This window comes from Isoptericola sp. NPDC055063, assembly GCF_053608125.1.
The window spans coordinates 49,902-61,870 of the sequence record NZ_JBSGUW010000017.1 but is presented as its reverse complement, the minus strand read 5'-3'; the positions used below and the strand labels follow the sequence as shown (position 1 = coordinate 61,870).

The following is an 11,969-nucleotide window of genomic DNA, read 5'->3' as shown; positions in this document are numbered from 1 at the left end:
CCCCAGATTCGGGACCCGCCTTCGGGGGGATGCTCGCGCCCTCCTACCCGCGCCCAACCCCTTCCCTGGCGGCAAAACGGGCGGTGGTGAACGTTCTGAGGTCTCAGAACGTGCACAACCGCCTGTTCGGCGTCACGGGGTCGTCAGGCCGGGGCGTACCTCTTCACGACACGGCTCACCGTCGAGGGCGACACCTCGACCTGCTCGGCGATCTCGCGGTGCGTCAGGCCGTCGCCGGACAGCTCGACGATGCGGCGGTCTCGGTCCGACGCGGGCAGGGCGTCCGCCTCCTGCGGAGCCGCCGGCTCCGCGGGGGCGCCGTGCGACGTGAGGAACGCGGACCGCTCCGCGAGCGCACCGCCCAGGGCGGGGTCGAGCCCGGGGTCGGACTGCCGCAGCAGGTCGAACACCTCGACCCGGCGGGTGTGCCCGGTCTCCGGCAGCGGCTCGCGCGTGCCCGGCAGCCCGGCCTCCGCCTCGACGTCCGCGGGCCGCGGGACGACGTCGGCGGCGACATCCTCGGCGGCCCGCTCGTCCGCGGCCCGTTCGTCCGTGAGGTGGGGGGTGACGCCTGCGGCCGGGTCGTGACCGAGGTCCTCGCGCGGGTCGTCGAACCAGGCCTCGACGGTGACGTCAGCCGCGCCCTCGGCGCGGGGCTCGCCGGCCTCCACCGTGGGGATCACGCCGGTGAGCGCCGCCTCGAACTCGTCGGCGAAGGTCGCGTCCGCGGGGCCCCCGTCGGTCCGGGTCACCACCGGCACCTGACCGGGCTGCTGCGCGGGCGCGGTGACCGCGGCCCCGCTGACCCCGACCGGCTGAGCCGTGGCGGCGAGGGCGGCGAGCGACGGCGCGGCGGGGGCGGCCGAGCGCGCCGCCCGCGACCCGCCGGCGGACCCGCGGCTGACGCCGCGCTCGACGGAGCTGGCGCCGATCAGGTCGAGCCGGTTGCCGTGCCGCTCGGCGGCCTCGAGCCGCTCCACCCACACCTGCATGCGCCGCTCGAAGTCCTCGACCGTCAGCAGCTTGAGGGCCGCGTCCCGCGCCGCGCGCTGGCGGCGGTGCGCCACGCGCACCTTGCGCATGCCGGCGTGGTTCCCGGTGCTGTCGAGGCGGGCGTCGCGCCACACCTCGAGCGCGGTGACGTACTGGTGCACCCGGTGCTCGCGGCGGCGCTCGTCGAGGGTGTGCCCGGTGACGAGGTGCCGCTCGCCCACGAGGGCGAGGTGCCACATGAGCGCGGCGACCAGCGGCGGCACGAACCGGAACGCCACCATGTAGGGCATGCTGGCGTCGGGCACGGCGATCTCGTGCAGGGCCGCGAACATGCCGGACGTGCCCGACAGGATCCAGGTCAGGGTGAGGAGAACGCCGTACGGGCGGCCCTCGAGGGCGGCGTTGCGCGCCATGAGGGCGACGGCCACGAGGGAGACCTCGAGGAAGCCGGCGAGGGCGTACGCCTCGGCCGGCGACATGCCGGCCACCTCGAGGCCGAAGAGCACCATGCCGCTGTAGGCCAGGGCGGTCGCGATGGTGGCGGCGACGACGACCGCGACCATCGGCAGATGCCGACCGCGGTAGCGCACCGTGGTCCGGGCGGGGCCCGGGGTGTCGGTCGTCGGGTCGTGCTGGGTCACGTCGCTCCTCCGGGGTCGCTGATCTGCGCAGACGTCAGATCTGCGCATATATCAGCATTCGGACGATCCAGGCGTCAACGACACAGCGGGTGAACCGTCAGCCCTTGACCGCTCCCCCGAGGCCGGCGCCGCGCAGGAACAGCCGCTGGAACCCGAGGAACATCGCCACGGGGAGCACGGTCGCGATCGCGAGCGACGCGAGGAAGACGCCCAGGTCGGTCGACGCCTCGATGGCGGGCAGCCGCACGGACAGCGGCTGGATCTCCGGGTCCTTGAGCACCAGCAGGGGCCAGAGGAAGTCCTTCCACGACGCGATCACGGCGAACACGGAGACGACGCCGAGGATGGGCTTGGACATGGGCAGCACCACCGACCAGAACAGCCGGTAGGGGCCGGCGCCGTCGACCCGCGCCGCCTCGAAGACCTCCCGGGGCAGGGAGTCGAAGAAGCGCTGCACCAGCAGCACGTTGAACGCGCTGGCGCCGGCCGGCAGCCACACGGCCCAGAAGCTGTCGACCAGGGACCGTCCGAGCAGCGGCGGGTCGAGGATCGTCAGGTACAGGGGCACGAGGAGCACGACGGCGGGCACGAACATCGTGGACAGCACGAGCGCCTGCACGACGCGGCCGTAGCGCGGGCGCAGCACCGACAGGGCGTAGCCGCCCGTCGTCGCGACCACGATCTGCACGAACCAGGACCCCACGGCCAGCCACACCGTGTTCATGAAGTAACGGCTGATCTGCACGTCGTTCCACGCCCGCTCGAGGTTCTCCCACGCGATGCCGTGCGGGAAGACCGCCATCGGCGTGCGGAGGATGTCCTGGGTGGGCGTGACCGCGAACTTCGCCAGGAGCAGCATCGGCCCGAGGCCCACGATGACGAGCAGCAGGAGCAGCAGCACGTGCGTGCCGCCCATCCCCCACCGCACGGCCGGGCGGCGCCAGTCGGGCGCGGACAGCGCGCCGCGGTCGCCGTCGTCGGACGGGGTGGCGGCCCGACGACGGCGCGAGGTTCGCGACGGGGCCGGGCGGTCGGGGGTGGTGAGGGTCATGACGTGCTCCAGGACCGCGTGAGCCGGAAGTAGAGGACCGAGAAGACGGCGAGGACGCCGGCGAGCATGAGCGAGAGCGCCGTCGCGGCGCCGTAGTCGCCGCCGAGGCTGTTCTGGAACGCGTACCGGTAGATGAGCAGCAGCACGGTCACCGTGGCGTTGTTCGGCCCGCCGCCGGTGAACAGGTACGGCTCGAGGAACACCTGCGCCGTGCCGATGACCTGCAGGATCAGGGTGATGAACAGGACCCCGCGCAGCTGCGGCAGCGTGACGTGCCAGATCTTGCGCCACAGGCCGGCACCGTCTACCTCGGAGGCGTCGTACAGCTCGGCGGGCACGCTCGTCAGGGCGGCGAGGTAGATGATCACCGTGCCGCCCGCGCCGGCCCAGGTCGCCGCGAGCACGAGCGACGGCATCGCCCACGACGCGTCCTGCAGCCACGGGTACGGGCCGAGCCCCACCCAGCCGAGGACCGTGTTGAACACGCCGGTGGGCCCGCCCTTGTAGAAGAACTTCCACAGCAGGACGGCGACGACGGGCGGCACCACGACGGGCAGGTACGCGAGCGCGGAGTACAGCCCGCGCCCGCGCCGCACCTCGCGCATGAGCACGGCCGCGACCAGCGGCACGGGGTACCCGAACAACAGCGCGAGGAACGCGAAGTACAGGGTGTTCTTCACGGCCTTCCACAGCAGCGGGTCGGCCAGGACGTGCCGGAAGTTGTCGAGCCCGACGAACGTCGGGTCGGTGACGAGGTTCGTCTCCTGCACGCTCATGATCACCGCGCGCACGATGGGGAACCAGGAGAAGACGCCGAAGATCACCAGCAGCGGCAGCAGGAAGACGAGGCTGTGCAGCCCGCCGCCGCGCAGCCACGACGCGGGGCCCCGGCGCGGGCGGCCGGTGCCGGCCGCCCGCGCGGGTGCGGCGAGGTCGCCGCGAGGAGAGGAGGTGGTGACGGTCACGGTCAGCCCTGGTCGAGCAGCGCCTGGGCCTGCGTGTCCGCGTCGGCGAGCAGGGCGTCGATGTCGGCGCCCTTGTCCGTGAGGACGGCCTGCACGATCGGGTCGAGCAGCGCGTAGACCTCCTGCGTCTTCTGCGACGGCTCGCCCGCCAGCGGCAGGTCGAACATCGTGTCGGTGAACGCCGTCATCTGGTCGAGCGGGACGTTCACGTAGTCCGCGATCCACTTCTGGTTCTGCTCGTACTGCTCCTTCGAGAACATCGGCAGCACGGGCGTGCCCACCGGCTGGTCGTTCTTCGCGAGGGTCTCGGCGTCGGCGACGGCGCGGTCCTCGTCCACCAGCTTGTCGAGGTAGAAGAAGTCGATCCACTTGATCGCGGCGTCCTTGACGGCGTCGTCGACACCCGCAGGCACGCCCGCGAGGGTGCCACCGGTGAGGGTCGCGGCCTCCGGCGCGTCGGACAGCGGGATCGGCGCGAGGCCGTACGTGTCCGGGTCGACGGCGTTGGTCTGCACCAGGGACGTGTAGATGTCGGAGCCCGACGTGAACATGCCCACCTGGCCGGCCGCGAACTCCTGGTTGATGCTCCCCCAGTCGAGCAGGAAGTTGCCTCCCATGGAGTTGTCTTCCCACCGCAGGTCGTGGAGGAACTGCAGGGTCTCCTTGGTGCCCGCGTTGTCGAGGGTCGCCGTGGCCTTCTGGTCCGCGTCGACCTCGACGGTGCGGCCGCCGCGCGCGACGGTCTGCGCGGTGAGCTGCCATCCGCCCGTGTTGTTCTGCGTCATCGTGGCGTAGCCGGCCACGCCGGGGTTCGCGTCGGCGATCTTCTTCGCGTACTCGCGCACCTGCTCCCAGGTGGTGGGCGGGCTGTCGGGGTCGAGGCCCGCCGACTCGAAGAGCTGGCGGTTGTAGTGCAGCGCCACCGGGTAGGCGTTCTTCGCGGGGATCGCGTAGACGTGCCCGTCCTCGCCGGTGCCGGACTCGAGGATGGTCGGGTTGAACTGGTCCGCGTACGGCAGCGCCCGGAACTGGCTGTCCATGTCGGCGAGCTGGCCGTTCTCCACGAGCCCCTGCGCGTCGGTGAACGGGATCTCGAAGACGTCGGGCAGCGTGCCGCCGGCGAGCTGGGCGGCGAACGTCGTCGCCTTCCACTCGTACTCCTCGGGCTGGACGTCGATGTCGGGGTTCGCCTTCTCGAACTCCGCGACCTGGTCCTCGAAGGCGGCGATCGCCTCCTCCGTGGACCCGGGCAGCAGGGAGACCACCGAGAGGGTGACCTGCCCCGCCGAGTTGGTGCTCTCGTCCTTCGGGTCGCCCCCGCCGGAGCACGCGGCGAGCGCGCCCGTGGTGAGCGCGCCGACCAGGATGAGGGCGGCCGGCTTTCGTGTGGACTTCATCGTCACTCCTTCTCGAGGAACCATCGGTGGAACCGCGGGTGGTGCTGCTCGGACGGGCAGGTGCTCACGGTCGGAACCAGACCGCGTGGTCGGTGGGGACCTGGCCGAGGGGCTCGCGGGGGTCGCCGCTGTGCAGCACGACGGCGGCGCCGCGCGGCAGCGGGACGGGCTCGGGCCCGAGGTTCACGACGCACACCAGCGCGTCGTCCCCCGCGGCGCCCCGGGCGAAGGCGAGGACGTCGTCGCCGACGGCGGCGCCGTCCACGGCGTCGAGCCAGCGCAGGCCGCCGCCGTGCAGCGCGGGCTCGGCGCGCCGGGCCGCGAGTGCGCGCCGGTACAGGGAGAGGGTCGACGCCGGGTCGCCGTCCTGGGCCTCGACGGACAGCTCGCCCCACGCCGCCGGCTGCGGCAGCCAGGGCGCGGCGCCGCCGTCGGGCCCGAAGCCGAACGAGCTGCCCGCGCGCGTCCACGGCAGGGGGACGCGGCAGCCGTCGCGGCCGGGGTCGACGCCGCCGGACCGGTCGTGCATCGGGTCCTGGATGACGTCGAGCGGCAGGTCCTCGACCTCCGGCAGCCCCAGCTCGTCGCCCTGGTAGACGTAGAGCGCCCCGGGCAGGGCCGCCACGAGGAGGGCCGCGGCGCGCGCCCGACGGCGCCCGAGCTCGATGTCCGTCGGGGTGCCGAACCGCTTGGCGGCGAACGCGAAGGACGAGTCCTCGCGCCCGTAGCGCGTCACCGGGCGGGTGACGTCGTGGTTGGACAGCACCCAGGTGGCCGGCGCGCCGACCGGGGCGTGCGCGTCGAGCGTCGTCGTGATCGACTCGCGCAGCGCCTTCGCGTCCCACGGGCGGGCCATGAAGTCGAAGTTGAACGCCGTGTGCATCTCGTCCGGTCGCAGGAACCGGGTGAACCGCGCGGTGTCGGGCAGCCACACCTCGCCCACGAGGACGCGCGGCTCGTCGTACGAGTCGGCCACGGCGCGCCAGGACCGGTAGACGTCGTGCAGCTCGTCGCGGTCCACGTGCGGGTGCTCCCCGGGGCCCGGGTGCTCCGGCACCTCGGGCAGCTCCGGGTCCTTCACCAGCAGGGCGGCCGAGTCGATGCGGATGCCGGCGGCGCCGCGGTCGAACCAGAACCGCAGGATCTCCTCGTGCTCGCGGCGCACGTCCGGGTGGTCCCAGTTGAGGTCCGGCTGGGACGGCGCGAACAGGTGCAGGTACCACTCGCCGGGCGTGCCGTCGGGGTTCGTCGTGCGGGTCCACGTGGTGCCCTGGAAGTCGGACACCCAGCGGGTGGGCAGCTCGGCGCCGTCCTTCCCGCGGCCGGGGCGGAACCAGAACCGCTCCCGCTCGGGCGAGCCGGGCCCGGCGGCCAGGGCCGCGCGGAACCACGGGTGCTCGTCCGAGACGTGGTTGGGCACGACGTCGACGATGGTGCGGATGCCGAGCTCGCGGGCCTCCGCGATGAGCGCCTCCGCCTCGGCGAGCGTGCCGAACTGCGGGTCGATGGCGCGGTAGTCGGCGACGTCGTACCCGCCGTCCGCGAGCGGCGACACGTACCAGGGGGTGAACCAGATCGCGTCGACCCCGAGGTCCCGCAGGTACCCGAGGCGGCTGCGCACCCCGGCCAGGTCCCCCGTGCCGTCGCCGTTCCCGTCGGCGAACGAGCGCGGGTAGACCTGATAGATCACCGCGCTGCGCCACCACTCGGCCTCGTGCCCCGTGCTCACCGATGAGCCCCTTCCACGTCGTCGTCGATGAGCAGGACAGTAACCAGGCGACGCAGACCACGCAAGAACTCGACAGACTCGTTATCAAACCGCGATCATCGCCGCGCAGGAACCCCGTGCACGCGAACGGCCGGCCGGGCGACGAGGGTCGCCCGACCGGCCGTGGCGCGGTGGAGGGAAGGGTCGGTCAGCCGGCGGCGCGCGGAGCCGCCGCCGTCGAGCGCCGCACGACGAGCTCCGGCTCGAACAGCAGCTCGTCGCGCGACACCGCGGCGCCGGCGATCATGCTCGCAAGGATGTCCACCGCGGCGCGCCCCATCGCGTCGATCGGCTGCCGCACGGTGGTGAGCGCCGGGTCGGTGGAGTTCATCAGCGCCGAGTCGTCGTAGCCGACCACCGAGACGTCGCGCGGCACCTCGAGCCCCGCGCGGCGGACGGCGCGCACCGCGCCGAGCGCGAGCGGGTCGGACGCGCACAGGATCGCCGTCGCGCCGGCGTCGAGCAGGCGGCCCGTCGAGGCCTGGCCGCTCTCCAACGAGTACTGGCTGTGCACCACCAGCTCGTCGGGGAGCTCGACGCCGTGCCGCGCCGCGAAGGCGCGGGCGGCGGCGAGCTTGCGCTCGGACGGCACGTGGTCGCGCGGGCCCAGCAGCAGGCCGATCCTGGTGTGTCCCATGGACACCAGGTGCTCGAGCGCCTGGTGCGTCGCCACCAGGTCGTCGCACGACACGTGCGGGAAGTCGAGGCTCTCGATGGAGGCGTTGATGAGCACGACGGGCAGGCTCAGGGCCTGCAGCCGCTCGTAGTGGGCGTGGTCCGCGTCGCGCTCGGCGTAGAAGCCGCCGGCGAAGATGACGCCCGAGACCTGCTGGCCCAGCAGGAGGTCGATGTACTCCGCCTCGGAGATGCCGCCCGCGGTGCGTGTGCACAGCACGGGGGTGAAGCCCTGCTGCGCGAGCGCCCCGCCCACGACCTCGGCGAACGCGGGGAAGATCGGGTTGGCCAGCTCGGGGAGCACCAGCCCCACCAGCCGGGGCCGGTCGCCGCGCAGCTTGGTGGGCCGCTCGTAGCCCAGCACGTCCAGCGCCGTGAGCACGGCGTCCCGCGTCGCCTGCGACACCCCGGGCTTGCCGTTGAGCACCCGGCTGACCGTCGCCTCGCTGACCCCCACCTTCGCGGCCACGTCGGCCAGTCGTCTCGACATGCCTCGACTGTACACGCGATCACGCAAGCCGCTTGCGTGACTTGCGCTCCTTGCGGGGACGTGTCGAACAGGCGGTTGCGCACGTCCTGAGGGCTCAGAAGGTGCGCAACCGCCTGTTCGACGATCGATGCTGCCGCGCGCTAGGAGCGCCGCAGGGCCAGCAGCCGCTGCAGGACCACGAAGACCAGCAGCAGCCCGCCGATGACGATCTTGGTCCACCAGGAGCTGAGGGTGCCCTCGAACGTGATGATCGTCTGGATGAGGCCGAGCACGAGGACGCCGAGCACCGAGCCGAGCACGAAGCCGGTGCCGCCGGTCAGCAGCGTGCCGCCGATGACGACGGCGGCGATGGCGTCGAGCTCCATCCCCACGCCGGTCAGGGAGTAGCCCGACCGGGAGAACATGGCGAACAGCAGGCCGCCGAGGCCGGCGCACGTGCCGCTGATGACGTACACCAGCACCTTGGTGCGCGCGACGGGCAGGCCCATGAGCCGCGCGGACTGCTCGCCGCCGCCGATGGCGTAGACGGTGCGGCCGAACTGCGTGTAGTGCAGCAGGTAGAACGCCACCGCCACCACGACCAGCGCGATCACGACGCTGGACGTGATGCGCCACTGCCCGCCCGCCCACGTGTCCCACGACGCGAGCGCCACGAACGTGTCGTCGTCGATGGGGATCGACTCGGGGGCGATGAGGAAGCACAGCCCGCGGGCGAAGAACATCGCGGCGAGGGTGGCGATGAAGGGCTGCACCTCGAACACGTGCACCATGGCGCCGACCAGCAGGCCGATCAGGGAGCCGATCAGCACGACCAGCGGGATCACGACCCCCGCCGGGACGCCGGCCCGCAGCAGGTAGGCCGCCGTCACGCCGGACAGCGCGAGGACGGACCCGACCGAGAGGTCGATGCCGCCCGTGAGGATGACGAACGTCATCCCGACCGCGAGCACGACGAGGAACGCGTTGTTGATGAACAGGTTCGCGAGGACGCCGACGGACAGGAAGTTGTCGTAGCGGGCGCCGCCCACCACGAGCAGCAGCACGAACACCACGAGGGTGCCGACCACCGGCAGGTAGCGCCGGTCGAGGCGGAAGCGTCGGCCGACGGCCGGCACGCGGTCCGGGGACGGCGCCCCGCGGCGCGAGGATGCGAGGGTCGTCATCAGGCCACCACCTTGTCCGTGGAGACGTCCGCGGGCTTGTCGGAGGGCGCGACGGGCGCCGTCCTGCCGCGCCGTCGGGTGCGTTCGGAGAGCTTGCGCCGCATCACCGGCGACTGCAGCAGCGTGACCGCGGCGACCACGAGGGCCTTGAACAGCGGCGTCACCAGCGGGGAGATGCCGACGTTCGTCACCGTGAGCGACAGCGTCGCGATGATGAGGACGCCGACGAACGTGCCGGAGAGGGAGAACTTGCCGCCGGCCAGCGAGGTGCCGCCGATGACGACGGCGAGGATCGCGTCCAGCTCGATGAACAGGCCGGCGTTGTTCGCGTCGGCGGCCATGACGTTCGAAGCCAGGATGAGGCCCGCCAGGGCGGAGAAGAGGCCCGACAGCGCGAACACGGTCCAGACGATGGTCCGCGACCGCACGCCCGCGAGCCGGCTCGCGGCCGGGTTGATGCCCACCGACTCGACGAGCATCCCCAGCGCGGTACGGCGCACGAGCAGTGCGACGAGCGCGAAGACGCCGAACGCCACCAGCGTGGCGACCGGCAGGCCGACCCAGAACCCGGCGCCGAGCGTCTTGAACGGCGCGCTGGTGACCGTGGTGATCTGCCCCTGGGTGATGAGCATCGCGACGCCGCGGCCGGCCGTCATGAGGATGAGCGTGGCGATGATCGGCTGGATGCCGAGCACCGACACGAGGAACCCGTTCCACACGCCGAGCACGAGGCCGAGGGCGAGGGCGAGCCCGATCGCGACCAGCACGGTGACCGGCGCGGCCGGGTCCGGCGCGCCCGCGATGTACGTGAGCGCGACGGCCCCCGAGATCGCGACCACCGCCCCGACGGAGAGGTCGATGCCGCGGGTGGCGATCACCAACGACATGCCGAGAGCCACGAGCATGAGCGGCGCGCAGTTGCGCAGGATGTCGATGGGCGAGCCGAAGAGGTGGCCGTCGAGGATCGACACGGACAGGAAGCCGGGCCGCACGGCGGTGTTCACCGCGAGCAGCGCGACCAGGGCGAGCACCGGCCAGAACAGGCGGTGGCGCACGACCGCGCCGATGCCGCCGGCGGCCTGGCCGTTGACAGCGGACGTGGGCATCAGCGGTCTCCTCCGCTCGCGATGAGCTCGACGACGTCGTCGACGCCGACGTCGTCGGTGTTGGTCAGCTCGGCGACCTTCTGGCGGTCGCGCATGACGGCGATGCGGTGGCTGAGCCGCACCACCTCCTCGAGCTCGGCGGAGATGAAGAGCACCGCCATGCCGCGCCCGGCGAGGTCGGACACCAGGCGCTGGATCTCCGCCTTGGCGCCGACGTCGATCCCGCGGGTCGGCTCGTCGAGGACGAACAGCTCGGGCGCGGTGGCGAGCCAGCGCGCCAGCAGCACCTTCTGCTGGTTGCCGCCCGAGAGGTTGCGCAGGAGGGCGTCGGGGTCGGCGGGCCGGATGTTCAGCGCGTCGATGTACCGGTGCACGAGTTCGTCGACCTGCTTGCCGGGCAGCGGCCGCAGCCAGCCGCGGTCCGCCTGGAGGCCGAGCACGATGTTCTCCCGCACCGTGAGGTCCCCGACGACGCCTTCGGCCTTGCGGTCCTCGGACGAGAACGCGATCCGGCGGGAGATCGCGGCGCGCGGCGTGCGCAGGCGCGCGAGCGCCCCCTTGATCCGCAGCGTGCCGGTGTCGGCGCGGTCGGCGCCCGCCAGGAGCCGGGCCACCTCCGTGCGCCCGGACCCGAGCAGGCCGGCGAGGCCCACGACCTCGCCCTCGTGCACGTCCAGGTCGAACGCCTCCACGGAGCCGCGGCGGCCGAGGCCGACGGCCTGGACGAACGGCGCGCCGCGCGTGGTGTCGACGGCGTGCTCGGTCCGGACCTCGAGGTCCTCGAGCGCCTCCATCGAGCGGCCGATCATGCGGGAGACGAGCTCAGTGCGGCTGAGCTCGGCGGTGCGGTACTCCCCCACCTTCGCGCCGTTGCGCAGCACGGTCATGCGGTCGGACAGCTCGAAGACCTGCTCGAGGAAGTGCGACACGAACAAGATGGCGACGCCCTGGTCACGCAGGCGCCGCACCACGGAGAAGAGCCGCGCCACCTCCCCGGCGTCGAGGCTGGAGGTCGGCTCGTCGAGGATGAGCACCTTGGCCTCGACCACCATCGCGCGGCTGATCGCGACGAGCTGCTGCACCGCGATCGAGTGCGCGCCCAGCGACGAGGCGGGGTCGATGTCGAGCCCCATCGTCGCGAGGTGCTCGGCGGCCCGGCGTCGGGTGGCCGGCCAGTCGATGGCGCCGAGCCGCCGCGGCTCGTTGCCCAGCATGATGTTCTCCGCCACCGTGAGGTTCTCGCAGAGGTTCACCTCCTGGTACACGGTGGCGATGCCCGCGGCCTGGGCCTCGCCGGGGCCGGCGAACCGGTGGGGCGCGCCGTCGACGAGGATCTCGCCCGCGTCGATGCCGTAGACGCCCGTGAGCGCCTTGATCAGGGTGGACTTCCCGGCGCCGTTCTCGCCCATGAGGGCGTGCACCTCGCCGGGCAGGAGGCGCAGGTCGACCCCGTCGAGCGCCTTGACGCCCGGGAACTCGATGGAGATCCCGGTCATCTCGACGACGGGGCGCACCTCCTCGGGGCCGTCGCCCCGGGCGCTGCCGGCGGGGCCGGCGTCCGTGTGCGTCATCGTTGACCTTCCGTGGAGCACGAGGGGTGCACGGTGGTGGTGCGGTGGGGGCGGTGCGGGGGGGGGGAGGGGGGCCCCACAGGGAAGGTCGTGAGGGGTAGGAAAGGGGGGAAAGTAGGGAAGAATAGGGGGAGTATAGAGGCCCCGCG

The 11,969-nt window shown here is 72.6% G+C and carries 9 protein-coding genes; all 9 read right to left on the bottom strand.

Features of this window, described 5'->3' with window-relative positions:
* Window positions 1-143: 143 nt before the first annotated feature.
* The 9 genes from ACWF41_RS19020 to ACWF41_RS18980 all read right to left on the bottom strand — a co-directional run bounded on the left by ACWF41_RS19020 (window position 144) and on the right by ACWF41_RS18980 (window position 11,820).
* Window positions 144-1,634 (bottom strand): helix-turn-helix domain-containing protein, encoded by a 1,491-nt coding sequence (locus tag ACWF41_RS19020; protein WP_380326940.1) that lies wholly within the window; start codon window positions 1,632-1,634, stop codon window positions 144-146.
* Between the two features lie 97 nt (window positions 1,635-1,731).
* The gene (locus ACWF41_RS19015) at window positions 1,732-2,685 is read right to left on the bottom strand and encodes a carbohydrate ABC transporter permease (RefSeq protein ID WP_380326937.1); all 954 of its coding nucleotides are present in this window, start codon (window positions 2,683-2,685) and stop codon (window positions 1,732-1,734) included.
* The gene (locus tag ACWF41_RS19010) at window positions 2,682-3,650 is read right to left on the bottom strand and encodes a carbohydrate ABC transporter permease (RefSeq protein ID WP_380347062.1); all 969 of its coding nucleotides are present in this window, start codon (window positions 3,648-3,650) and stop codon (window positions 2,682-2,684) included. The genes ACWF41_RS19015 and ACWF41_RS19010 overlap by 4 nt, the downstream gene beginning before the upstream one ends.
* Before the next feature lie 2 nt (window positions 3,651-3,652).
* Window positions 3,653-5,047 carry an extracellular solute-binding protein gene (locus ACWF41_RS19005; RefSeq protein WP_380326752.1) on the bottom strand — a complete coding sequence of 465 codons (1,395 nt, stop codon included), beginning with the start codon at window positions 5,045-5,047 and terminating at the stop codon, window positions 3,653-3,655.
* A gap of 64 nt (window positions 5,048-5,111) precedes the next feature.
* The gene (locus ACWF41_RS19000) at window positions 5,112-6,776 is read right to left on the bottom strand and encodes a glycoside hydrolase family 13 protein (RefSeq protein ID WP_380326755.1); all 1,665 of its coding nucleotides are present in this window, start codon (window positions 6,774-6,776) and stop codon (window positions 5,112-5,114) included.
* A gap of 187 nt (window positions 6,777-6,963) precedes the next feature.
* Complete coding sequence (locus tag ACWF41_RS18995) at window positions 6,964-7,980, bottom strand: LacI family DNA-binding transcriptional regulator (protein WP_380326758.1); 1,017 nt, start codon at window positions 7,978-7,980, stop codon at window positions 6,964-6,966.
* Between the two features lie 140 nt (window positions 7,981-8,120).
* Window positions 8,121-9,143 carry a galactofuranose ABC transporter, permease protein YjfF gene (gene yjfF / locus ACWF41_RS18990; RefSeq protein ID WP_380323696.1) on the bottom strand — a complete coding sequence of 341 codons (1,023 nt, stop codon included), beginning with the start codon at window positions 9,141-9,143 and terminating at the stop codon, window positions 8,121-8,123.
* Window positions 9,143-10,249, bottom strand: coding sequence for an ABC transporter permease (locus ACWF41_RS18985; protein ID WP_380323693.1), 1,107 nt, complete (start codon window positions 10,247-10,249; stop codon window positions 9,143-9,145). Before ACWF41_RS18985 ends, yjfF begins: the two co-directional genes overlap by 1 nt.
* The gene (locus tag ACWF41_RS18980) at window positions 10,249-11,820 is read right to left on the bottom strand and encodes a sugar ABC transporter ATP-binding protein (RefSeq protein WP_380323690.1); all 1,572 of its coding nucleotides are present in this window, start codon (window positions 11,818-11,820) and stop codon (window positions 10,249-10,251) included. The genes ACWF41_RS18985 and ACWF41_RS18980 overlap by 1 nt, the downstream gene beginning before the upstream one ends.
* Between the last annotated feature and the right edge of the window lie 149 nt (window positions 11,821-11,969).